The 24,262-nt window shown below is 59.2% G+C and carries 21 protein-coding genes; 11 read left to right on the top strand and 10 right to left on the bottom strand.

Annotated elements, in window-relative coordinates:
• Positions 1-53: 53 nt before the first annotated feature.
• The 6 genes from CAG02_RS00990 (at position 54) to CAG02_RS00965 (ending at position 6,092) form a co-directional block, all read left to right on the top strand.
• On the top strand, positions 54-695 hold the full coding sequence (locus tag CAG02_RS00990; protein ID WP_085710003.1) for a DUF1345 domain-containing protein: 642 nt from the start codon (positions 54-56) through the stop codon (positions 693-695).
• Positions 696-853: 158 nt separating this feature from the next.
• Entirely contained in the window at positions 854-1,879 is a 1,026-nt protein-coding gene (locus CAG02_RS00985; RefSeq protein WP_085710004.1) for a LacI family DNA-binding transcriptional regulator, read from the top strand.
• 64 nt (positions 1,880-1,943) lie between these two features.
• Positions 1,944-2,726: a sugar phosphate isomerase/epimerase gene (locus CAG02_RS00980; protein WP_085710005.1), complete on the top strand. Its 783-nt coding sequence runs from the start codon at positions 1,944-1,946 to the stop codon at positions 2,724-2,726.
• Positions 2,719-3,738 carry a sugar kinase gene (locus tag CAG02_RS00975; RefSeq protein ID WP_085710006.1) on the top strand — a complete coding sequence of 340 codons (1,020 nt, stop codon included), beginning with the start codon at positions 2,719-2,721 and terminating at the stop codon, positions 3,736-3,738. The genes CAG02_RS00980 and CAG02_RS00975 overlap by 8 nt, the downstream gene beginning before the upstream one ends.
• 56 nt (positions 3,739-3,794) lie before the next feature.
• Positions 3,795-5,093 carry an MFS transporter gene (locus CAG02_RS00970; protein ID WP_085710007.1) on the top strand — a complete coding sequence of 433 codons (1,299 nt, stop codon included), beginning with the start codon at positions 3,795-3,797 and terminating at the stop codon, positions 5,091-5,093.
• Positions 5,094-5,114: 21 nt separating this feature from the next.
• Entirely contained in the window at positions 5,115-6,092 is a 978-nt protein-coding gene (locus tag CAG02_RS00965) for a D-glycerate dehydrogenase (RefSeq protein ID WP_085710183.1), read from the top strand.
• A gap of 120 nt (positions 6,093-6,212) precedes the next feature.
• Here CAG02_RS00965 and CAG02_RS00960 read toward each other — a convergent pair whose 3' ends face one another.
• The gene (locus CAG02_RS00960) at positions 6,213-7,382 is read right to left on the bottom strand and encodes a glycoside hydrolase family 75 protein (protein WP_085710008.1); all 1,170 of its coding nucleotides are present in this window, start codon (positions 7,380-7,382) and stop codon (positions 6,213-6,215) included.
• Positions 7,383-7,600: 218 nt separating this feature from the next.
• On the opposite strand from CAG02_RS00960, the gene CAG02_RS00955 reads away from it, so the two are divergent.
• Positions 7,601-8,503, top strand: a complete 903-nt coding sequence (locus CAG02_RS00955) for a hypothetical protein (RefSeq protein ID WP_139831851.1) — start codon at positions 7,601-7,603, stop codon at positions 8,501-8,503.
• Here the strand turns inward: CAG02_RS00955 and CAG02_RS00950 are convergent.
• The 4 genes from CAG02_RS00950 to CAG02_RS00935 all read right to left on the bottom strand — a co-directional run bounded on the left by CAG02_RS00950 (position 8,457) and on the right by CAG02_RS00935 (position 13,936).
• A complete protein-coding gene (locus CAG02_RS00950) occupies positions 8,457-9,689 on the bottom strand; it encodes a pyridoxal phosphate-dependent aminotransferase (RefSeq protein WP_085710010.1) in 1,233 nt (410 codons plus the stop codon). The genes CAG02_RS00955 and CAG02_RS00950 overlap by 47 nt on opposite strands.
• Before the next feature lie 41 nt (positions 9,690-9,730).
• Positions 9,731-11,356 carry a methyl-accepting chemotaxis protein gene (locus tag CAG02_RS00945; protein ID WP_085710011.1) on the bottom strand — a complete coding sequence of 542 codons (1,626 nt, stop codon included), beginning with the start codon at positions 11,354-11,356 and terminating at the stop codon, positions 9,731-9,733.
• Between the two features lie 224 nt (positions 11,357-11,580).
• Positions 11,581-12,720 (bottom strand): glycerate kinase, encoded by a 1,140-nt coding sequence (locus tag CAG02_RS00940; RefSeq protein WP_085710012.1) that lies wholly within the window; start codon positions 12,718-12,720, stop codon positions 11,581-11,583.
• Positions 12,721-12,811: 91 nt separating this feature from the next.
• Entirely contained in the window at positions 12,812-13,936 is a 1,125-nt protein-coding gene (locus CAG02_RS00935; RefSeq protein ID WP_085710013.1) for a sugar diacid recognition domain-containing protein, read from the bottom strand.
• A gap of 170 nt (positions 13,937-14,106) precedes the next feature.
• On the opposite strand from CAG02_RS00935, the gene CAG02_RS00930 reads away from it, so the two are divergent.
• Entirely contained in the window at positions 14,107-15,417 is a 1,311-nt protein-coding gene (locus CAG02_RS00930; protein WP_085710014.1) for an MFS transporter, read from the top strand.
• A gap of 63 nt (positions 15,418-15,480) precedes the next feature.
• On the opposite strand, the gene CAG02_RS00925 is transcribed toward CAG02_RS00930, so the two are convergent.
• Together CAG02_RS00925 and CAG02_RS00920 are read right to left on the bottom strand one after the other, a co-directional pair.
• Positions 15,481-15,852: a DUF6124 family protein gene (locus CAG02_RS00925; protein ID WP_085710015.1), complete on the bottom strand. Its 372-nt coding sequence runs from the start codon at positions 15,850-15,852 to the stop codon at positions 15,481-15,483.
• Positions 15,853-16,209: 357 nt separating this feature from the next.
• A complete protein-coding gene (locus CAG02_RS00920; protein ID WP_085710016.1) occupies positions 16,210-16,575 on the bottom strand; it encodes a hypothetical protein in 366 nt (121 codons plus the stop codon).
• A 97-nt stretch (positions 16,576-16,672) separates the two neighbouring features.
• Here CAG02_RS00920 and CAG02_RS00915 point away from each other — a divergent pair, with 97 nt between their 5' ends.
• Positions 16,673-17,572: a LysR family transcriptional regulator gene (locus CAG02_RS00915; protein ID WP_085710017.1), complete on the top strand. Its 900-nt coding sequence runs from the start codon at positions 16,673-16,675 to the stop codon at positions 17,570-17,572.
• Between the two features lie 125 nt (positions 17,573-17,697).
• On the opposite strand, the gene CAG02_RS00910 is transcribed toward CAG02_RS00915, so the two are convergent.
• Complete coding sequence (locus CAG02_RS00910) at positions 17,698-19,644, bottom strand: hypothetical protein (RefSeq protein WP_085710018.1); 1,947 nt, start codon at positions 19,642-19,644, stop codon at positions 17,698-17,700.
• Between the two features lie 227 nt (positions 19,645-19,871).
• Here CAG02_RS00910 and CAG02_RS00905 point away from each other — a divergent pair, with 227 nt between their 5' ends.
• Both CAG02_RS00905 and rarD read left to right on the top strand, forming a co-directional pair.
• Positions 19,872-20,885: an aldo/keto reductase gene (locus CAG02_RS00905; RefSeq protein ID WP_085710019.1), complete on the top strand. Its 1,014-nt coding sequence runs from the start codon at positions 19,872-19,874 to the stop codon at positions 20,883-20,885.
• A 138-nt stretch (positions 20,886-21,023) separates the two neighbouring features.
• Positions 21,024-21,905, top strand: coding sequence for an EamA family transporter RarD (gene rarD / locus CAG02_RS00900; RefSeq protein WP_085710020.1), 882 nt, complete (start codon positions 21,024-21,026; stop codon positions 21,903-21,905).
• A gap of 60 nt (positions 21,906-21,965) precedes the next feature.
• On the opposite strand, the gene hppD is transcribed toward rarD, so the two are convergent.
• Complete coding sequence (hppD, locus tag CAG02_RS00895) at positions 21,966-23,042, bottom strand: 4-hydroxyphenylpyruvate dioxygenase (RefSeq protein WP_085710021.1); 1,077 nt, start codon at positions 23,040-23,042, stop codon at positions 21,966-21,968.
• Between the two features lie 246 nt (positions 23,043-23,288).
• On the bottom strand, positions 23,289-24,236 hold the full coding sequence (locus tag CAG02_RS00890; RefSeq protein WP_085710184.1) for a DMT family transporter: 948 nt from the start codon (positions 24,234-24,236) through the stop codon (positions 23,289-23,291).
• Positions 24,237-24,262 lie beyond the last annotated feature (26 nt).

Below are 24,262 nucleotides of genomic sequence, written 5' to 3'. Positions count from 1 at the left end.
AGCTGCCATCGCTGGGCTAAGGTGTCTGAACCACCCTGGCCCATCGAGTTCTCATGCGCTTCCTCGCCCGCACCCACCCTCGCCTCTCCGCTGCCGCGTTGCTCGGCCTTTCCGCAGGCCTCCTGGCCCCGGCGGAATCTGTCATCAGCAAAATCCTCATCGGCTGGAACGCCGGGGTCTGGACGTACCTGATCCTGATGCTTTGGCTGACCATCCGCGCCAAAGCGCCGGACGTCAAACGCATTGCCGAAGTCGAGGATGAAAATGCCGGGCTGGTGCTGTTCGTTGTCTGCATTGCCGCTCTGGCGAGCCTGGCGACCATTACCGTCGAGCTGGCTGGCAGCAAGGACCTGGAAACCACCCGCAAGCTCCTGCATTACGGTTTTACCGCACTTACGGTTATCGGTTCGTGGCTGCTGATCGGGGTGATCTTCTGCGTGCACTACGCCCGGCTGTTTTATACCTGGGACGGCAAGGAGCCGGCGCTGCGATTTGCCGAGGGGCTGACCACACCCAATTACTGGGACTTTTTGTACTTCTCGTTCACCATCGGCGTGGCGGTGCAGACGGCGGATGTGGGCGTTGCGACCCGTGAGATACGCAAGATTGTGCTGGCGCAGTCGTTGATCGGGTTTGTGTTCAACACCGCCATCCTCGGGTTTTCGATCAACATCGCCGCCGGGTTGTTCGGCTGACGTCAGCGGCTCCCTGCGAAACGCCATTTGTCGGCGACTTACGAATTTCTCCCGATCATTCACTTGACGATCGATTCTCTTCTGGTGTTTCCTGAAACCGGTTTCAGATCCTGATACAGCGATCTGACCTGACAAATCCAATAACAAGGTTTCAGACCGTGAACGACTTCTCCGCCGCCCAGCGCAGCCGCGTGACCATGCTCGACGTCGCCGAACACGCGGGCGTGTCCAAGGCCAGCGTCTCGCGCTTCATCGGCGACGACCGCGCCCTGCTCTCCGATGCCATTGCCCGGCGCATCGAGCAGTCAATTGCCGAACTGGGCTACCGTCCCAATCAAATGGCCCGAGGCCTGAAGCGCGGCCGCACGCGCCTGATCGGCATGCTGGTGGCCGACATCCGCAACCCTTATTCAATTGCCGTGATGCACGGGGTGGAAACCGCTTGCCGGCGCCACGGCTACAGCCTGGTGGTGTGCAACACCGACCGCGATGACGAGCAGGAACGTCAGCACCTGGCGCTCCTGCGCTCGTACAACATCGAAGGGTTGATCGTGAACACCCTGGGCCATCACCGGGATGAACTGGATGAGCTGAAGCGGGAAATGCCGCTGGTGCTGGTGGATCGCAAGGTCGATGGGCTGGACAGCGACATGGTCGGGTTGAACAACCCGCAAGCCATCGAGATGGCGCTGGAACATCTTCAGCAACGCGACTATCGCGATGTGCTGCTGGTGACGGAACCCTATGACGGCACCAGTTCGCGAATCGAGCGGGTCAGCAGTTTTCAGCAGCAGATTGGCCAGCGCAAAGACATGCGTGGCGCGGTGCTGGAAACCGGCCCAAGCCTTGCGAACGATCTTCAAGCCTTTTTGAACACACCTGAAAACGGCCCGAAGGCCCTGTTCTGCGCCAATGGCGTGGCGGCACTGGCCTGCACCCTGGCGTTGCGTGAGATTGGCTGCCGGTTGTTCGAGGATGTCGGGTTGATCGCGCTGGATGATCTGGATTGGTATCCGCTGGTAGGCAGCGGGATCACCGCCCTCGCCCAGCCAACCGCCGAGATTGGGGCGCAGGCATTTGAATGCTTGCTCAAGCGTTTACGTGGGAATGATGAAGCGGCGCGAAACGTGGATTTTGCACCGGTGCTGGTCGAGCGTGGTTCGACGCGCAGTAAGGCGGAATAAGGCCCTACGGGGCCACCCAAATTTTTTTGAACAAAAATGAAACCGGTTTCAGAGGTAGATAACAATGAATAAACCTGCCGTTTCCATCAGCCTGTCCAGCTACGGCGCCGACCTTGTGCGCCGTCGTGGTCAAGGCTCTTTCATCGATGTGCTGGCCGCTGCTGGCGCCGATCGCATCGAATGGCGCGAAGAGCTGCTGACTAACGAAGTCCCAGAGCAACTCGCCGCCGCCACGCAAGCTCAAGGCCTGCAAAGCATCTATTCCTCGCCCACCGAGCTGTGGCTGGCCGGCCAGTCGCGGCCCAATCCCGAACTCATCACCGCGCTGCAAAACGCCGAAGCGTTCGGTTCGAAGTGGCTGAAAGTGTCGCTGGGCTTCTTCACCGACAACAACGATCTGCAGACGCTGGCGCAAATCCTTGCGCAAAGCCCGGTGCAACTGCTGGTGGAGAACGATCAGACCCTGCACGGCGGTCGCATCGAACCGTTCCAGCGCTTCTTCGCCGCTGTCGAACAACACAACCTGCCAATCAAGATGACCTTCGACATCGGCAACTGGCAGTGGCAAGACCAGTCCGCCACCAGCGCCGCACGGTTGTTGGGGCGTCACGTCGGCTACGTGCATTGCAAAGCCGTTGCCCGTCGTGCCGACGGCAAACTGGTAGCCGTACCGCCTGCCGCCACTGACCTGCATCTGTGGGAACAACTGCTGCGGCACATGGCCAAAGGTGTCATGCGCGCCGCCGAATACCCGTTGCAGGGCGATGACCTGGTGCAACTCACCACCGAACACGTCGCCGCCCTCGCCCGCCTCGGCCAATCCTGCCTGGAGCCTGCTCATGTCTGAGATCGATATTCTGTCGTTCGGCGAAACCATGGCCATGTTTGTCGCTGAACAGAGCGGAGATCTGGCATTCGTCGACCAGTTCCACAGGCGGATTGCCGGGGCGGACAGCAATGTGGCCATCGGTTTGTCCCGGTTGGGTTTCAACGTTGCGTGGCTGAGCCGGGTCGGTGCCGATTCGCTGGGTCGTTTCGTGGTCGAAACGCTGCATCGGGAAGGTCTGGATTGCAGCCATGTCGAAGTCGACAACGCGCACCCGACCGGTTTCCAGCTCAAATCCCGCAACGATGACGGCAGCGACCCGACGGTCGAATACTTCCGTCGCGGCTCGGCGGCCAGTCATCTGTCGCCGCAGTCGATCACCCCGACGCTGCTCGGTGCCCGGCATTTGCACGCTACCGGCATTCCTCCGGCGCTGTCCGCGTCGGCACGGGAAATGTCCCATGAACTGATGACCCGCATGCGCAACGCCGGTCGCAGCGTGTCGTTCGACCCGAACCTGCGCCCGAGCCTGTGGGCCAGCGAACGGGAGATGATCACCGAGATCAACCGCCTCGCCGCCCTCGCCCACTGGGTGCTGCCGGGTTTGAGCGAAGGCCGGTTGCTGACCGGGTTTGAAGACCCGGCGGATATCGCTGCGTTTTATCTCGATCAGGGTGCCGAGGCCGTGGCCATCAAACTCGGGCCGCAGGGTGCGTATTACCGCACGCATCTGGATCAGGGGTTTGTCGCCGGGGTGCCGGTTGAAACCGTGGTCGATACGGTCGGCGCCGGCGATGGATTTGCGGTGGGGATGATCAGCGCCCTGCTGGAGCACCTGAGTTTTCCCGAAGCCGTAAGACGTGCCAACTGGATTGGCAGCCGGGCGGTGCAGAGCCGTGGCGACATGGAAGGGTTGCCGACCCGATCCGAACTCACCGCTGAATTCGAGGCCGCCTTCGCGAGCAAGCCCGCTCCCACATTTGGAACGCATTCCAGTGTGGGAGCGGGCTTGCTCGCGAATGGGCCCGCATAGTCACTAACAAATCTGAACCCTGCTGCGACAAAAACAACAAGCTCAGGAGCAAGACCATGAAAACCGCAACCCTCGCCACCCGCCGCTGGTGGTACATCATGCCGATCGTGTTCATCACCTACAGCCTGGCGTACCTGGACCGGGCCAATTACGGCTTCGCTGCTGCCTCCGGAATGGCCGCCGACCTGATGATCACTCCGGGCCTGTCCTCGCTGCTCGGCGCGCTGTTCTTCCTCGGTTACTTTTTCTTCCAGGTGCCCGGCGCGATCTACGCGCAAAAGCACAGCGTGAAGAAGCTGATTTTCGTCAGCCTGATTTTCTGGGGCGGGCTCGCCACGTTGACCGGTGTGGTCTCCAACGCCTATTGGCTGATCGTCATTCGCTTCATGCTCGGCGTGGTCGAAGCGGCGGTGATGCCGGCGATGCTGGTCTATCTCTGCCACTGGTTCACCCGTGCCGAACGCTCCCGGGCCAACACCTTCCTGATCCTCGGCAACCCGGTAACGATGCTGTGGATGTCGGTGGTTTCGGGCTATCTGGTGCAGCATTTCAGTTGGCGCTGGATGTTCATCATCGAAGGGTTGCCGGCGGTGCTCTGGGCATTCATCTGGTGGAAGCTCGCCGATGATCGTCCGGCCCAGGCCAAGTGGCTCAGCGACCGGGAAAAGCACGATCTGGAAAGCGCTCTCGCCGCCGAACAGGTCGGGATCAAAGCGGTGAAAAACTACGCTGAAGCCTTCCGTTCGCCGAAGGTGATCATCCTGGCGCTGCAATTCTTCTGCTGGAGCATCGGCGTCTACGGCTTCGTGCTGTGGCTGCCGTCGATCCTCAAGGCCGGCGCGCAGATGGACATGATCGAGGCTGGCTGGCTGTCGGCCCTGCCGTATCTGGCGGCGGTGATCGGCATGCTGCTGGTGTCCTGGGGCTCGGACAAACTGCAAAAACGCAAACGCTTCGTCTGGCCGCCGCTGCTGATTGCTTCAGTGGCGTTCTACGGCTCCTACGCCTTGGGCGCGGAGCATTTCTGGTGGTCGTACACGCTGCTGGTGATCGCCGGCGCCTGCATGTACGCGCCTTATGGGCCGTTCTTCGCCATCGTCCCGGAGATCCTGCCGGCCAACGTTGCCGGTGGCGCCATGGCGCTGATCAACAGCATGGGCGCGCTCGGCTCCTTTGGCGGCTCGTATCTGGTCGGCTACCTGAACAGCTCCACCGGTTCGCCCGGTGCTTCGTACCTGTTGATGAGCGGCGCGCTGATGCTCTCGGTGGTGCTGACGATTTTTCTCAAGCCCGGCGCCAGCGACCGGGTGACGGCCAAGCGCGTCGCACCGCGTCCGCTGCCGGCCCATTCCTGAATTGATAGAGAGATGACTGCGATGAAAAAGCAGGTTGTGTTGTACAAGAAACTGTCGCCGGCGTTGATGGCGCGACTTGAGGAAAAAGTCGATGTAACGCTGATCGACAGCCTCGACGCAGACGGTCTGATGAAACTGCGCGACGCCCTGCCCGCCGCCCACGGTCTGCTTGGCGCCAGCCTGAAACTGGACGCGGCGCTGCTCGATCTGGCGCCGCAGCTCGAAGCGATTTCCAGCGTCTCGGTGGGCGTCGACAACTACGACATCGACTACCTGACCCGGCGCCGGATCCTGCTGACCAACACCCCGGACGTGCTTACCGAAACCACCGCCGATACCGGTTTCGCCCTGATTCTGGCCACCGCCCGACGCGTGGTGGAACTGGCGAACATGGTGCGCGGCGGTCACTGGCATCGCAGCATCGGCCCGGCGCATTTCGGCACCGATGTGCACGGCAAGACCCTGGGCATCATCGGCATGGGGCGGATTGGCGAGGCGCTGGCGCAGCGTGGGCATTTCGGCTTTGGCATGCCGGTCATCTATCACAGCCAGTCGCGAAAGCCGGCGGTCGAGGCGCGATTCGATGCTCAGTACCGCAGTCTGGAGGATCTGTTGCAGCAGGCGGATTTCATCTGTCTGACGTTGCCGTTGACGGCGCAGACCGAAGGTTTGATCGGCGCAGAACAGTTTGCGTTGATGCGCCCGGAAAGCATCTTCATCAACATCTCACGGGGCAAGGTTGTGGACGAGGCGGCGATGATCGACACCTTGCGGCATAACCGGATTCGCGCGGCGGGGCTGGATGTTTTCGAACGCGAGCCACTGAATCATGACTCGCCGTTGCTGCAGTTGAACAACGTGGTGGCGACGCCGCACATGGGGTCGGCGACCCATGAAACGCGCGAAGCGATGGCGCGGTGTGCGGTGGAGAATCTGTTGGCGGCATTGAGTGGAAGGCCCCCCCGGAATCAGGTAATCCTCTCTGCCCGCGAAGGCTGACGCTGATCGCTGTCAGGTTCGTCTGCCGACCAGGTACGCACTCACGGAATCCTTGCGGTCTGCAAGATGTTTGAGTTCACGTGAGCGCGGCGGCATTGCAAACCGAGTCTCGATGCTTTTTCAAACCTCGGGCATACGCAATGCAAAGCGCCAACCTCCGATATTTTTTATACCGGACCCATCCAACGAACGTTTACCGACGCCAAAGTGTTGATTGTGTAATACAAATGCAGTACCCGAATCAGTGTCTGACACTTGATCACCCGCTTCCGAGCAGAACGCCAGGAAGGCGTAAACATGATCAAGGGATGCAACATCATTGTTGGGCCCACTGACACATATATCTCCCGGTACGAGTTGCGCTCTAACCATCACTTTTTTCCACCCATGCTCCAAAGCCCAACCAACAAACACATCCACGTTGATTGCGGCATTCACGGTAGTTTTGCTGTTCCAGTCTGGATAGGGCAACGCACACTGCTTCAAACATGTCACCTGATGCGCAACGCACGCATTACTGGTTGCCGTAGGTTCGTGACCGATCCAGCTACCGTCCGGCAGTTGTCGACGCACAAACCAGCTAGCCACCTCATTGCGCACAGCTGCGTAATTTTGCGCGAAATAACTGATAAACCTGACGGCAGTGCTGTCAGACTGTTGCAAATTGAAGACAGCATCAGAACCGAAAAACGCAGACTGATATTGACTCGGCTCAGAAGTTTCGTTCCGAACCGACTCATTTTCAAACAGGGTTTTTCCATAGTACTGAATGTCTTCGTAATTTTTGGTTATTTCAAGATTTGCCGAACCCGGAACGATTTCGTAAGTGACACCATCATTTTTTAGATAAGGAATGCCGTTCTTGATTTTTCCATTTACCCACGGATCGAACCCTAGCGCCTCAACTGCCAGGATAGAAGCTTCACCTATACCCTTTTCTCCCCCCACATCGGCATAGATGGCATAAACCGACTTGTTTCTATAGGTGAGCCTGGCAATATCACCGAGCACGCATTTGACCTGAACAACGGCGTTCCAATTGGCAGGCAACACAAAGTACGGGACTGTTCTTGCATTAACGTAGGTCCCCTCGCCCCTCCATTTTTTTTTGCACAACGACGTTTGAACCTGCCCGGTCTCGTCAATCTTCTCTGCGTCCGGTGCGCCATCGGCGTCAGTACTGGCATCGGCAATCAGAAGCACCCGCCCATCATCGAGGCAAGTGACTTGCGGAAGTTGAGTTCCAGCGTCCGTTGAACATATCCAATTCTGTTTCACGATTCTTGCCATACACCCTCCAGCCTCTGCCAGTCGATGGTTTATAAAATCTCGCGAGAGATTAGATGGTGGTTTGGCGTTGTCAAAACCGAGTAGAAAACCAATCGCCCCCAGGCTTTACCGCCCCTTCTGCCCCGGGCTTTCACTCTCGAAAACACAGTTTCAAATTGACATCACGGCCCCCTGAGCTACCTTGCTAAAACTGCATAAAATCAGTCAGGGAGGACGATATGAAGCTTCAAACGTTGGCAGTTCTCACTTTTACTCTTGGACTGGTTTCTCTGCCTGGCTGTGTCCATTCTCCATTTGAACAATCGTGGCCAGTACCGCCGGCCGATATCATCAATTTAAAACCACCTGTACTGAGTGAAACTCCCGATACACCACTTCATAGTTCGACGGTTTTTGGACAAAGCCTGTTGGGACTTATCGATAAATATTACGACAACAGAAATCGCATGGATTGGGCCAATGGAGACTTCACGGCCATCGGTGTTGTCGGCGCATTGGCGGGCGTTGTCAGTGGGCAGCCGGGGTTGATGAATACGGGGGCGGGGATGTCAGCCCTCGGAACCACTGCATCTGCGCGCTACCAGTATGCATCCCAACGCGGCATTTACGAATCGGGCCGTAAAGCAACCAATTGCGTCATAGGGGTAGCCGGCAGAATAGATGACAACGCGGTCATCTGGGCCGCAAATCAAACCATAAACGCCCAGGCGTCCAAGGTAGCGCAATCGTTTCCCGAAGATGTTCTGGATGCTTTCACAACCATCCAGTCAAGACTCATCAATCGCCTTGGGGCGTTGCAGAACCAGCCACCCAATGGCAGTGATTTTCAGAAGTACTTCAATGAGCAGGTCAATTCGAAAAACCTCCAGAATGAAACTCAGAGGGACCTTGCAAATCGACGTACAGATATCGAACGGCTGAAGTTGGCACAGTTGAATGCGCCGCCTGCAACCCGTTCGAGGCTGCTCCAATCGCAACAGAACCTTTTACTTGAGCAAGAAGCTCAACTCAGAAGCTATCAGCTCGAAAGCAAACGAGTGCCGGAAGACCGCCAGCAGGAATATCTGACCAAAATTATTGCAGCGGGCCCTGACCTGATTGCCTGCTACGCCGGTTTTTGATTGCCGGCTCAATATGAAGCAGGTCGGCTGCACAGGACGCAATCCTTGAACACGCATCCGCCAGCTTCACCCGATCCACCACCAGCCCGATGCGAATATGCCCCGCCGCACTGGGCCCGAACGCTTCACCGGCCAGCACCGAAACCCCATACCCTTCCAGCAGCCGTTCGGCAAAACCCTGCGCGCCGATCCCGGTCTGGCGTACATCGACCATCACGAACATCCCGCCATCCGGCCTGATCGGGTACAAACCCGGACAGCCGCGCAACCGCTCGCACACCAGATCACGGCGCAACCGGTATTCCTCACGCATCTGCGTCACTTCCGGCAAATCCTTTTCCAGCGCGACCTGAGCGGCTTTCTGCACAAAGTCCGGCAGACCGAACAGCATGCTCAACGACAGATTCACCAGATGCTCGGCCAACGGCTTGGGCCCGATCATCCAGCCGATACGCCACCCGGTCATCGCATGGGATTTGGACAGGCTGTTGATGGTCGCGGTGCGCTCGGCCATGCCCGGCAGACTCGCCGGGCTGACGTGCTCACCCTCGTATAACAATTCGCTGTAGACCTCATCGCTGATCAGCCACAGGTCATGACGGATGCACAGCGCCGCCAGCTCCTGCCAGATCAGCAGCGACAGACTGGCGCCGGACGGGTTGTTGGGGCTGTTGAGCAGCATGGCCCGAGTCTTCGGGGTGATGCGCGCCGCGACATCCGCCGGATCGACACGAAAGCCGTTTTCTGGACGAACCGGCACTGGCACCACGGTCGCGCCGCAAGCGCCAAACACGCCTTCGTAGGTCACGTACATGGGTTCGGCGACGATGACTTCATCGCCCGGATCCAGCAGACATTGCGCCACCGAATACACCGCGCATTGCGCGCCCGGCAGCACAATCACATGGTCAGCGTCCACGTCCTGGCCGCTGCGTCGCCGATGGCGCTCGGCGATCCGTTTGCGCAGCTCCAGGCGGCCGCGCACTTCGGAATAATGGGTATCGCCCGCCAGCAGGCTGTCGATGGCGCCGTGGATGATCGGCAGCGGTGTATCGAAATCCGGATCACCCACCGACAGCAGCAATACATCGACCCCTTCGGCGCGCAGCTCCAGCGCTCGGTCATGAATCCGCCAGGCTGCTGCTCCCTCCCCGGCGATTCGTTGGGTCAAGGCTGAATAGCGCATGTACGTCTCCTGATTGCGCGGTCTCCAGCCTTCACCCTAGGTCAAATCACAAACCGCGCCACCATCGCATTCAAATCCACCGCCAGACGCGACAGTTCGTGGGTCGCGGCGCTGGTCTGGTTGGCCCCGGCCGCCGATTGGGTGGCCAGATCACGGATATTCACCAGGTTGCGATCCACCTCGCGGGACACCTGCGCCTGCTCTTCGGACGCACTGGCGATCACCAGGTTGCGTTCGTTGATCTGGTGAATCGATTGCGTGATCTGCTCCAGCGCGACGCCGGCGGCACGGGCCATTTCCAGGGTTGTCTGGGTGCGCTGGTTGCTTTGCTGCATCGACTCCACCGCTTCGCCGGTACCGTTCTGGATGCCGGCGACCATTTTTTCGATTTCCTGGGTCGATTGCGCGGTGCGATGGGCCAGGGCACGAACCTCGTCCGCCACCACCGCAAAACCACGCCCGGCTTCACCGGCACGGGCCGCTTCGATGGCAGCGTTGAGTGCCAGCAGGTTGGTCTGTTCGGCAATGGCGCGGATCACGTCCAGCACTTTGCCAATGTCGCGGCCCTGTGCGGCGAGGCCTTCGATCATCTGTGCGGTGTTCTGCACGTCCCGGGTCATGGTCTGGATCGCATCGACGGTTTTCACCACCTGATCGCGACCTTCACGGGCGGCGTGAGTGGACTGGTTCGACGCTTCGGAAGTCGAGACCGCGTTGCGCGCCACCTCCTCCACCGCCGCGGTCATTTCGTTGACGGCGGTGGCGGCCTGTTCGATTTCGTCGTTCTGCTGTTGCAGGCCACGGGAGGCTTCTTCGGTCACGGCGCTGAGTTCTTCGGCAGCGGCACCCAGTTGCGTGGCGGAACCGGCAATCTGCTCGATGGTCTTGCGCAGGTTTGCCTGCATCACAGACAAGGCTTCCAGCAGACGCGCCGGCTCGTCCTTGCCGTCGACTTCGATGGCTTTGGTCAGGTTGCCGCCGGCGATGGTTTGCGCGGCGGCCACGGCACGGTTCAACGGGGTGACGATGCTGCGGGTCAGCATCAAGGCCAGCAGGACGGTAGCCACAGCGGCAATGACTGCGACGATAACCACGCCGGTGATGGCGCTGTCGTAATGTTCGCCCGCCTCTTGGGCAGCGCCTTTGGCACCGGCAGCGTTGATCGCAATCAGCTTGTTGAGCTGCTCGCCCATCAGGTCGGTGCCGTCCTTGATCTTCGTGTTGATCAGGGTGCGCATGTCCTCGACCTTGTCCTGGCGGGACAGCTCCATCATCTGGTTCTGGGCTTGCAGGTAGTTGTCCAGCGTCGTCGCGAACGCTTGATATTGTGCCTTCTCATCGCTATCGGCCGGCAATGCGGCGTAGGCGGCCTGGGCGCTGCGCACCTTGTCGACGAGGACGCCGATGCGGGTCTGTGCATCCTGCAGACCGGCGGCGTCACGGTTGACCAGAATGCGGAACGAGAGGATCCGCAGGCGCAAGACGTTTTCCGTCACCACGCCAAGGTAAGCGACGCTGGGCAACTGATTGGTCTGCATCTCGACGGACGCCTGGCGAATGACCGACATGCGGTTGACGGCGAACACGCCGAGCACGATCACCAACAGGGCAATAAAGGCAAAACCGAGGAAGGCACGGGGCGCGATGTTCAGATTACGCAAGGACATAGTAGGACTCTCGGATGATTGAAACTGCGAGCGTCCATGCCGTAATCACTGCCCCGCGAGAGCGGGTTTCAGTCCGGCGTCACTGTGCTGGGAAATCTTCTGTGCGCCTGATCGCTGTATCGGCCAGGCTTTAGGAAGTTTGCGTGTAAAGAAGAAATATTTTTCAAAGTGTTGCAGGTGTTTCAGCACTGAAACACCTGTCGTTTTAGATGATGGGTGACAGGTCAGGCCGGAGTTGCCATGCGCCATACACGGGCAATGTCCGTGGCACGTTCGCGCAACAGACGCGGCGCTTCGGCGCAGGCTTGTTCGAGGGTCATCGGGCCACTGGTAACGGCGAATGCAGCGTCGATGCCGTGATCGTAAAGTGCTTGATAGCCCTCGCCCAAGGTGCCCGCGATAACGATTACCGGCACACCGTGTTGCTTGGCAATCCGTGCCACGCCGAACGGGGTTTTGCCGCGCAGGGTCTGGGCATCGAAGCGCCCTTCGCCGGTGATCACCAGATCCGCACCGTTTACTGCATCGGCCAGTCCGACCAGTTCCGCGACCACCTCGACCCCGGCCTGGAACCGTGCACCGAGAAACGCCTTGGCCGCAAAACCCAGCCCACCCGCCGCACCGCTGCCCGGTTCGTCCCGAACATCCTTGCCCAGCGCTTGCGCGCAGAGTCCGGCGAAGTGACCGAGGGCTTGATCCAGTTGCTGCACTTGCACCGGGGATGCGCCTTTCTGCGGGCCGAAAATCGCCGAGGCGCCGTGGGGGCCGCACAGCGGATTGTTGACGTCGGCGGCGATGTCGAAACGGACTTGCGCCAGACGCGGGTCGAGTTCGCTCAAGTCCAGTCGTGCGAGTTGCGCCAGCGCCAGACCACCCGGCACCAGTGATTGCCCTTGAGCATCCAGCAGTTTCACGCCCAGCGCCTGCATCGCTCCGGCGCCGCCGTCGTTGGTGGCGCTGCCGCCGATGGCCAGAATCACCCGTTGTGCGCCGGCATCGAGCGCGGCGCGGATCAGTTCACCGGTGCCAAACGTGCTGCTGATGCACGCATCCCGCTGCCCCGGCGGCACCAACTGCAAGCCGCTGGCTTCGGCCATTTCGATAATCGCGGTGTGGTTGTGTGGCAACCAGCCCCACGCGGCTTCGACCGCCGCGCCCAACGGGCCGCGTACACGGGTGCGGCGCAGTTCGCCCTCGCAGGCGTCGAGAATTGACTCCACCGTCCCTTCACCACCGTCGGCCATCGGGCATTTGACCAGCGTCGCCTGCGGCCAAACCTGCGCCAAGCCCAGCGCAATGGCTTCTGCAACGCCTTGGGCACTCAGGCTGTCCTTGAACGAATCGGGGGCGATGACGATTTTCATGCGAGTTCTCCAGTTCCAATGCCCCTCATGCTGCCAGTCGCTTGAAACGTTGACGCCTGTCCGCTGCACAAGTGGCGCAGGCGTTTATTGTTCATTTCGACAAATCGTCAGTCTGCGGCAGCAATTGCACCCCGAGATACAGCGCCAGCATGCCGTCGAGCTTCAGCGGATCAACTCCGCTCAACTCGGCAATCCGCTCCATCCGGTAACGCAGGCTGTTGCGGTGGATCCCCAAGGCATCGGCGCAGGCCTGGCTCTGGCCGTCGTGATCGCACCAGCTGCGCAGGGTTGCGAGCAACTGGCCGTTGCTGTCCTTGGCGATAACTTTGCGCAACGGTTTGAGCAGTTCATCCAGCGCATCATCGTTGCGATGCCGCCAGAGCATCACCGGCAAGCGATAGCGATTGAGAGTCAGCAGTCGAGAACGCGGCAGCACTTCGCGGCCATAGGCGAGCAAGTCGCCGACACGTCGATAACAACGGCGCAGCCCGGCCAGCCCATCGGCCTGCCCGCCGACCGCAATGCGCAGGATGTTCCAGCCCAGGCCATCGAGTTTTTCCAGCAGGCGATCATGCTCGACGTTCTGACTCGCCGGCCGGCACCACAGCAATGACGACTTGGCCGAACTCACGCACCAGCTGTCCGGATAGCGCGACATCAGCCAGGCACTCAGCGCCTCGACGGTTTGCCCCGGCCCGTGTTCCAGACCCAATTCAAATAGATACGGCACCCGCGTCAGTTGCGGTTTCAGTCCTAGTTGCTGGGCTTCGTCGACCAGCCTTGGCGAATCCCCCGCCTCGCTCAGCAACAACGCGAGCAAGTCATCGCAACGCTGCCGCCGCCATTGCTGCTCGGATTGCTGGTTGCGCTGGCCGACCAGCATTTCAGCGGTCATGCGTACCAGCTCGGCGTAAGTGCGCAGTTGCTCTGGCTCGCCGGTAATGCCGAGTACGCCGATCAAACGCTGATCGAGCAGCAACGGCAGATTGATCCCCGGCTGCACGCCTTTCAAATGCACGGCGGTGTGCGCGTCGATCTCCACCACCCGACCGTTGGCCAGCACCAGTTGCGCGCCTTCGTGGCGGGTGTTGATCCGCTCCGGTTCGCCGCTGCCGAGGATCAGGCCCTGGCTGTCCATGACGTTGACGTTGTACGGCAAAATGGCCATGGCCCGGTCGACGATGTCCTGGGCGAGGTCGTGATCGAGTTCGAACATAAGGGGAAAATCCTTGAAAACAGGCGCGGACGGTTGTTCACCCGCACAGGGTCTGCCGGCAAACCCTGTGCTCAGGCACAAAGACAATCCGGCCAAAGGTGACCGAGACTCTCAGGGCGATCAACGTTACCCTTTGCATCGCAAAAAATCATAATAAAGAGAGAGCCGCCATGTCGCAGAGCGCCGCTGCCGCCCAGACCATCGCTGACGATAAAAATGCCGTCTACAAACGCATCACCCTGCGTTTGATCCCCTTCATCTTCATCTGCTACCTGTTCAACTACCTCGACCGGGTCAACGTTGGATTCGCCAAACTGCAGATGCTCGACGCGCTGAAATTCAGCGAAACCGTGTACGGCCTCGGTGCCGGTATCTTTTTCATCGGCTACGTGCTGTGCGGCGTACCGAGCAACCTGGCGCTGACCAGATTCGGCCCACGGCGCTGGATCGCGCTGATGATGATCACCTGGGGCACGCTGTCGACCTGCCTGCTGTTCGTCACCACACCGACCCAGTTCTACACCCTGCGCCTGTTCACCGGCGCGGCTGAAGCCGGGTTCTTCCCGGGCGTTGTGCTGTATCTTTCGCAGTGGTTCCCGACCTTCCGCCGGGGCCGGATCATGGCGCTGTTCATGTCGGCGATCCCGGTGTCCGGCCTGCTCGGCAGCCCGTTTTCCGGCTGGATCCTCAATCACTTCGCTGCGGGCCAGGGCGGTCTGGCCGGCTGGCAGTGGATGTTCCTGCTGCAAGGCATTCCGACTGTGATCCTCGGCGCACTCGCCTATTTCCTGCTTAGCGACAACTTCGCCGCTGCCAAATGGCTGACCCCGCACGAGCGTTCGGTGCTGGAAGCGGATCAGGCCGAAGACCTGGCGAACAAACCGAAAACCACTTCCGACTCGCTGATCGCCGTGTTCAAGAACCCGGCGATCTGGGCGTTTGGCCTGATCTACTTCTGCATCCAGAGCGGCGTGTACGCGATCAACTTCTGGCTGCCGTCGATCATCAAGAACCTCGGCTTCAGCGACAACCTGGTGATCGGTTGGTTGAGCGCGATTCCGTATTTGCTGGCGGCGGTGTTCATGCTGGTGGTCGGGCGTTCGGCAGACCTGCGTAAAGAACGCCGCTGGCACTTGGTAGTGCCGATGTTGATGGGCGCTGTCGGCCTGCTGATCGCGGTGAACTTCGCAGCGAATCCGGCGATTGCGATTCTCGGCCTGACCATTGCGACCATGGGCGCGTTGACCGGTTTGCCGATGTTCTGGCCGGTGCCGACTGCCATGCTGAGCGCAGGCGCTGCGGCGGGTGGTCTGGCATTGATCAACTCCATGGGGCAGATGGCCGGGTTCCTCAGTCCTTATCTGGTGGGTTGGGTCAAGGACAGCACCGGGTCGACCGATGCGGCGCTGTATCTGCTGGCGGGTGTGATTGTTGGCGGGAGTCTGCTGGCGTTGCGGATGACGCGGACATTGCGGGCCTGATTATTGGCAGACACACAAAAACGGCCCATTTCGGGCCGTTTTTTATTGGCGCTCTACGATCGGTCAGGGCCGGGCTTCAGCCGCCGTGTCCAGATTATCCAGCACCCGATTTACCGCCAGTTCCGCCAGCATGATCAGTTGCCCGATGCCCAGCAGCACATGCCGCTGCGGCGCATCGATCATCCCGGCGAAATCGCTGGCCATGGTTTTGGCGGAGGTCAGGGTTTCGCAGGCATCGGCCAGCAGCTCTTCGCTAGGGATGCCGGGGGCGATGAGGTAGCGGGTGTTGGGTTTGAGCAGGGGTTTTCTGGGGTGGAACGGATTGAGGTAGTGATCGAGGGCGCGTTCGGCGGCTTCGTGGAATTTCTTGGAGTCGAGGGTTTCGTAGGGGGACGTTGAATCGGCTTCGGGTGGGTTGGGTGTTGGTTTGATCACGTTTGAATCTCCAAATCAGAAAAATGGAGCCATCAAACTTCGCTACCAAACGAAGAGGTGGTGGCCGTACACGGGTTGGTAGACCGGTGACTTGGAGAACCGGCGCGCTCGAAAGCGCCCCGCGCATGGCCACCATAAAAGCACGGACGGAAAAGCGTCCGAATACGGTGAGTTGCGCAACAAGTCAGAACCGGGCTACCAAACCCCATCGCTGTTTTTCAGCGACGAGATAACGATAAAACCCGGCCTGTAAGCGCACAAGCCGGCGGATTCTGGCGCAGTCGTAGGCAACGGCGCAAGGTTGTGTAGCCTGGGGTGCGTGTCTGAACGTGTCCTTTAAACACCACGATTAAACACTCACAAGATCCCCGTTTTTGCATCCAGCTCCAGCACCATTCCCCCCGGCATCTGCACAAAAATCTGCCAGATCCCGTCCTCCGGTACCTGCGCCAGTTGATACGGCAACCCACTGCCCTGCACCCGCTTCAAAACCACCGCCGCGTCTTCATCGGTACGAAACGCAATATGACTCAACGCCGCCTCATCCAGCGCGGGCTGCTCAATCACATGCACAAGCGCCTGCCCATCCTGATACAACCACCGCCCGGGAAACGGAAACGGCGGCCGCCGCCCCGGCGTCAGTCCCAGTAACGCACCAAAAGCGTCCTGCAGCGTCTGGCCTTCAGCAGTGTTGAAGGCCAGATGATCGAATGTCCACGTCATGTCTGTCTCCTGCGGTTATTCAGGATTGCAGTATCTGCGCTTGCCAATCCCGGAAAAATCCCGCAAAACGCCAAGGATCTTCAACGGATTTTTACTAATGAGCTCAATCCTCGATCTGGAAATTTTCGTCCGCACCGCCGACTCCGGCAGCATTTCCGCCGCCGCCCGGGCGCTGGAGCTGACCCCGGCCGCCGCCAGCATCGCGCTGAAACGCCTGGAAACCCGCCTCGGCATCCGCCTCTTCGCCCGTTCGACTCGCAGCATGCGCCTCACCGAAGAGGGCCGGCGCTATCTGGAAAGCGTGCGTCTGGCGCTGGCCACGCTGGCCGAGGGCGAGCAGGCCCTGAAGCAGCAGACCGAAGGCCTGAGCGGCGTGCTGCAACTGGCGGCGCCGTCGGACTTCGGGCGCAATGTGTTGCTGCCGTGGCTGGACGATTTCAAGCGCGAGCACCCGCACATTCAGCTGCAACTGCTGCTCAACGACCGGCATGCGGATCTGTTTCGCGAGACAGTGGATGTGGCGCTGCGCTTTGGCGTGCCGAGTGATTCGACGCTGGTGGCGTTGCCGATCCTGCCTGAGCATCGTCGCGTTGCCTGCGCCAGCCCTGCGTATCTGGAGCACCACGGCACGCCGCAAAACCCTGCCGAATTGAGCGAGCACAGCGCCCTGCTCTATCTGCGCAACGGCCGGCCCTATAACACCTGGCGTTTCCATCGCGAAGACGAAACGGTCGAAATCGAAGTACGCGGCGACTACCTCAGCGATGACGGCGAAGTCGCCCGCCGCTGGGCGCTCGCCGGGCACGGTATCGCCTACAAGGCCTGGCTCGACGTGGCCGAAGACGTGCGCGCCGGGCGGCTGGTGACCCTGTTCGATGACTGGCATGGCGAGAGCGTGCCATTCAATCTGCTCTGCCCGCACCGGGTGCAGGTGTCGGAACGGGTCAAGGTGTTGCAGGCGTTTTTGCGCGAGCGTTGCGAGAGGCTTTGCGATTAGAAGAAAATCCGTAAATTGATGATGGTACGGAATTATTGGCTTGACCGTTCAATCCATGGATCTCCAAGGATTGAACGGATAGAAGTATGAATCTTGCCAGTGCCCCTTGGTTCCCGTAACAGGTGTCAGACTAGTGTCAGACACCATGACACCCAAGGAGCACTCGTTATAGTTGCGTATAAAGTGTTATTAGCGCTGATTGCTCTACCGTAACCCCCAATAAGGAGGCAAGTCCACACACTGTAATTCCTAGCGGGAACTTGATAAACGCGCAATATATCTCTTATAAAATCACTATTATAAGTTGTGACACCTCCCAAGGAGTTCATCCATTCGATTGATAGTTCAATACGAAGTGGGGTGGGGCTTATATGCAGTTTATGTTTGTTAGTCACTACGACAAGGAAAGACAAGGTTGTTCCTTCCTGATCGGTAACATACGCAGTTGCAACACCATTTTTTAGCCCCACAAACTTGCCCTCAGCGGTGACAGGAGCAATCAATGGTTCGGATGACGCCCAGTCATACGGCGGGACACCTCCGATTGGAACCCGAACGCCGGTATTGCCAATCGAATCCTCCCCCGTTTTCGGCCACCCATCCACTCTCACCGAAAACCCGTCCAGTTTCATCTGCGTCCGATTTATGCTGAACGCCAACCGCTCAATCGCCCATGGCCCGGACTCAAATTGATTCCCGTTTTTTTCCTTCACGGTAAAACTGTGTTGCCCCTCCGCTATTGGTATAAATAGACTCTGCCACTTGTAGTTCGTCCCGACAGTCACTTCCCCTTTGAACGTGTCCGCATCGAAAACTTGCAACACAACACCCGCCAGCGCAGACCCCGACAACATCACCTTGTTGTCGGAAACAGTCCCGCCATTTTCCAGTTCCTCGTTGAACGAGTTCTTCATCGAAGTTATCACGGGCTTCTGAATGACTCGTGCCCGTGCATTTTTTGAGTTTGCAATAACGGCATTTTCACGAATGCATTCATAAAAAGCCTTGACCGTACTGTCGGCAATCACCTTGGCGTTGGGGATCATCATCCGGTGGGTAAACGGAAGCCTGGTCACCTTAACCTCAACTTCGTGCTCAATCGCGCTTCCGGTACTCGGCGTCGCTGTGTACTTACCCCTTACGGTGTCGTCGATTTTCCAAAAGGGTGCGAAAACATGCACCTCGACCGTCAGATCCCGAGTGCCGAGTTTGTTCCAATCGATGGTACCCGAGTGTTCATTGGGATCGTCCGGATCCACGGCGATGTTGGGGGCGGTCATCCGGGCGCTCTTCAGATCAATCACCAGAGGGATCGACTTCGACCAGGGCGATCTCGGGTCTGCCGGATTGGTGAGTTCGTCCTTCACTGTAAATTTGAAGGAGGAATGCGGGCCGTCGCCAGCGGCTTCCCAAAAGGCTTTATCGAGCCACACCCCGATGATGGTCGGCTCATTGGTCGGTGTAGAGGGGGCCTCATCCGGATGGACCACATGAGTAAGAACATGCGCATTGCATTGCACCGTGATTTCGTCACCTGGCCGACAATACGGATACATGCAGTACGCCTGCACACCCTGCTCCGCGATCTCGGCATCGATACCGTCGTCAATCACGTGTTTAGGCAGAATGGGGATAAGCCGGGAATGCTCGCCGTCCCCTGGGCTCTCGTCATACTCGCCTGGAGGAATCTCGTTGTACGCGATTGTAGTGAGCGGTTCATAAGTCTCCTCGCTACTGTCAAGACGCCGGACCGTGTAGTTGAGGGTATTCAGCCGATCGGGAAGTAGCAGATTGTGGGGAATGTACAGCGTCGTATCAGACGTCTCGGACTCGGTTAGTGCACTGGCGATTTTGTTCACACCATTCAGATTCAGGAACACTGACATATTGGGTTTCTGCTCCAACAAGGCTCGAACAATCACCGCTGCCCCTTGGGGTTTATCGTTATAAAAACGTATTGCAAGACCATAATCCGCACCCGCCACATTTTCCTTGCCGTCGGGCAACCGAGGCGCATAAAGATTGATTTCGTCGCCAGCGATTAACCCTAGATCAATCGGTTCAGTGGCCATGAGAACGCTCCTGATTTCACGAAATGTGCGGGCATTTTTTGCTCACTCCCTCAGTGCAGATCAGACACTGTTCACAGGGGAATTGCCTACTGTCAGATCTGACAGTGGCGATGAACGGTCGGCAGTGCGCCAGAAACTGCGGGGCCGCTGCTGGATAAATTCACTTTGCCGCGTCGGGCGCTTCTGGTATTTGATGGAGGCTTTCCCACCGACAAAAGGATTTCGGCATGAGCTATCGCACACTGGGTCACTCGGGGTTGCAGGTGTCCACCCTCACCCTCGGCACGATGATGTTCGGCGAGCAGACCAGCGCAGAAGACTCGCTGCGCATCATCGACAAGGCCTGGGATCAGGGCATCAATTTCATCGACACCGCCGACGTTTACACCAACGGCCGCTCGGAAGAGATCGTCGGCGAGGCCATCGCCCGTCATCGTCATGAATGGGTGCTGGCGACCAAGGTCGGCTTCGGCCCAGTGGACGGCGTGCCGAACCGCAGCGGTTTGAGCCGCAAGCACCTCTTCAATGGTCTGGAGGCCAGCCTGACCCGGCTCGGCACCGACTACCTCGACATCTATTACCTGCACCGCGAAGACCACAACACGCCGCTGGAAGTGACGATCTCGGCGATTGGCGATCTGATTCGCCAGGGCAAGATCCGTTATTGGGGCCTGTCGAACTATCGCGGCTGGCGGATTGCCGAGGTGATTCGCGTGGCGGACAAACTGGGGGTCGATCGCCCGGTGATCAGCCAGCCGCTGTACAACATCGTCAACCGTCAGGCCGAGACCGAACAGATCACCGCCGCCCAGACCTACGGCCTCGGCGTGGTGCCTTACAGCCCGCTGGCCCGTGGCGTGCTCAGCGGCAAGTACGCACCAGACGTGACCCCGGATGCCAACAGCCGTGCCGGGCGTCAGGACAAACGTATTCTGGAAACCGAATGGCGGGTGGAGTCGTTGCGCATTGCCCAGCAGATCCAGCATTACACCAAAGAGCGCGGGGTCGGGATCGTCGAGTTTGCGATTGCCTGGGTGCTGAACAACGGCGCGGTGACGTCGGCGATTGTCGGGCCGCGTACGGAAGAACAGTGGGATGCGTACACCAAGGCGCAGGCGGTGAAGATTACGGCGGAGGATGAGGCGTTTATCGATTCGCTGGTGACGCCGGGGCATGCGTCGACGCCGGGGTTTAATGATGTGAGCCATTTTGTGTCGGGGCGTAAACCGCGTCAGCCTTAAGCACCTATGCTTCGACACAGGTCCTGCTCTCGCGGGATCTGTGTCGAATGTTGGAAATATCGATCACTCGGCCAATATTCACCACAAAAACCACGTATCCTGCGCGCCCCGTTTGACCATCACCCCCGCGAGGACAGTTTGTCTAAAGGTATCGCTCTCTCGGTAACAGCCTCGACGCTGTTTGCCGTCATGTATTACTACACCTCGTTGCTCACCCCGTTGAGCGGCGTGGAAATCTACGGTTGGCGGATGCTGCTGACCGTGCCCTGCATGACCGTTTTCATGTTGTTGTCCGGCGAATGGCGGCGGGTGCTGGAGCTGCTGCGCCGGATCCCTGCGCTGCCGAAGCTGATCGGTGGCCTGATCCTGTCGTCTGCGTTGCTGGGCGTGCAGTTGTGGCTGTTCATGTGGGCGCCGCTCAATGGATACAGCCTCGATGTGTCGCTGGGTTACTTCCTGTTGCCGCTGGCCATGGTGCTGACCGGACGTATTGCTTACGGCGAAAGCCTGTCGTACTTGCAAAAAATCGCGGTGTTCTTTGCCAGCCTCGGCGTGTTGAACGAGCTGTATCAGGTCGGCGGGTTTTCCTGGGCGACGCTGGTGGTGGTCGTCGGTTACCCGTTGTATTTCGTGCTCCGCAAATACCTGAAGACCGACAACCTCGGCGGCTTGTGGGTCGACATGACCCTGATGCTGCCGGTGGCGTACTGGTTTGTGCGCGGCGGTGAACAGGGTTTCGGCGTGTTCGATCAGTATCCGGCGCTGGCGTGGCTGATTCCGTTGCTCGGTCTGATCAGTGCGTCGGCGCTGGTGGTGTACATCATCGCCAGTCGTTTGCTGCCGTTCAGCTTGTTCGGCTTGTTGAGTTACGTTGAGCCGGTGCTGTTGCTGGGTGTGGCGCTGCTGCTGGGTGAGAGCATCAAGCCTGGCGAATGGCTGACCTACATCCCGATCTGGCTCGCCGTGGTGGTGCTGGTGTTCGAAGGGTTCAAGCATCTGATGCGCCAGCGGCGCCCGTAAGACGCGCAATAAAAAGCCCGGCCTGCAACATTGCGGGCCGGGCTTTTTTACATCTGCAGATTACTCGGTAGCGAGTACACCGCGACGCACCTGGTCGCGCTCGATCGATTCGAACAGTGCCTTGAAGTTGCCTTCGCCGAAACCATCGTCGCCTTTACGCTGGATGAATTCGAAGAACACCGGGCCCATCAGGGTTTCCGAGAAGATCTGCAGCAGCAGACGCTTGTCGTCTTTGTCCGATGCGCCATCGAGCAGGATGCCGCGCGATTGCAGTTGATCCACCGGCTCGCCGTGGTTCGGCAGGCGGCCTTCGAGCATTTCGTAGTAGGTGTCCGGCGGCGCGGTCATGAAGCGCATGCCGATCTTCTTCAACTGATCCCAGGTCTTGACCAGGTCGTCGGTGAGGAACGCCACGTGCTGGATGCCTTCGCCGTTGAACTGCATCAGGAACTCTTCGATCTGCCCCGCGCCCTTCGACGATTCTTCGTTGAGCGGGATGCGGATCATGCCGTCCGGCGCGGTCATCGCTTTCGAGGTCAGGCCGGTGTATTCGCCCTTGATGTCGAAGTAACGGATCTCGCGGAAGTTGAACAGCTTCTCGTAGAAGTTGGCCCAGTAGGCCATGCGACCGCGATACACGTTGTGGGTCAGGTGGTCGATGATCTTCAGGCCGGCACCGACCGGGTTGCGGTCAACGCCTTCGAGGAACACGAAATCGATGTCATAGATCGAGCTGCCTTCGCCGAAACGGTCGATCAGGTACAGCGGCGCGCCGCCAATGCCTTTGATCGCCGGTAGGTTCAGCTCCATCGGGCCGGTTTCGATGTGGATCGGCTGGGCGCCGAGTTCCAGCGCGCGGTTGTAGGCCTTCTGCGAATCCTTGACCCGGAACGCCATGCCGCAAACGGACGGACCGTGCTCGGCCGCGAAGTACGAAGCCACGCTGTGGGGTTCGTTGTTGAGGATCAGGTTGATCGCGCCCTGGCGATACAGGTGCACGTTCTTGGAACGGTGGGTCGCGACCTTGGTGAAGCCCATGATCTCGAAGATCGGCTCCAGGGTGCCAGGTGTCGGCGATGCGAACTCGATGAACTCAAAGCCCATCAGGCCCATTGGGTTTTCGTATAAATCTGCCATGGTTGGCGCCTCATCATTCTTATCAATTAACCAGAGTTATTTGTCAGTAATGCTGAGACCGGTGGGTGGCGCACAGGAGATGCCACGCACACTGCGGGCGAGGAAGTCACCGTAGATCAGTTGAAACCCGAATATCTTCATTGTCGACCCAAGGCTCTTGCGGGCGAGGCTTCTGCTGCCAGAAGACGATTATTATTGTATGCGTAACCCGATTCTACACAGCGTAAATAGGGTTGTCTGCCCTCTCTATAAAATCCGCTTTTTTCGGCCCGGTGCAAGGGGTTTGTTGCACAGCCAGATGCCCGCCAGAATCAGCACGCCGCCCAGGCACATGGGCAGCGTCAGTTGCTCGCCCAGCAGGGCGGCGCCAGCAAGCACCGCGGTCAGCGGATTAAGCGCGATGAACACACCAGAGCGGGTCGCGCCGATTTTGCGGATGCCATCGTAGTAACCGATGTAGGCCAGCGCCGAGCCCAATAGCCCGAGGTAGATCAGACTCAGCCATTGCGTCATCCCGAGACTGGCCACCGCCGCCCCGCTCACCTCGCCACGAACGGCGGCCAGCGCCCAGAGCATCAGCGTGCCGAGCAAAATCGAAAAGGTCACCGTCTGCAACGGCCCTATGCTCTGGTTGAGACTGCGGGAAAACAGCGAATACACACCCCAGCTCAACACGCAGCCGAAAATCAGCAGATCGCCGATCCAGGCGTCTGGTGTCGCAGCCAGCAGTTGCGGATTACGGCTGACGATCACCACACCGGCGCCGCCGATGCAGATCAGGATCCCGATGACTTTCAATCGACTCAGACGCTCCTTGAACAACAGCCAGGATGCCAGGCCGATCACCGCCGGATTCAACGCAACAATCAGCGAGGCCCGCGACGCATTGATGTATTGCAGGCCGTAAAAGAAGCACAGGTTGTAGAAGAAGATCCCGAAGAACCCCAGCAATGCCAGTTGTAGCCATTGCCCGGCATTCGGGCGTGCGAGGGGAATTCGCGCCAGCCACAAAAAGCCGAGCAATGCGACGCTCGCCAGTAAGAACCGAAGGCTGGCAGCGAGGATCGGACTCAGGCCGCCGGCGAGAAAACGCCCGGCCACCCAGGTCCCGCCCCAGATCATGCTGACCATGGCGAGGTTCAGATAGACGGGCATGTCTGAGGCCACCGGACGGATTGATTCATGACTATTCATAACGCGCTCGACGACGAAACTGACGG

This window comes from Pseudomonas sp. R43(2017), assembly GCF_002112345.1.
GTDB classification, from domain to species: domain Bacteria; phylum Pseudomonadota; class Gammaproteobacteria; order Pseudomonadales; family Pseudomonadaceae; genus Aquipseudomonas; species Aquipseudomonas kribbensis.
This window is presented reverse-complemented; position numbering and strand designations above follow the sequence as displayed.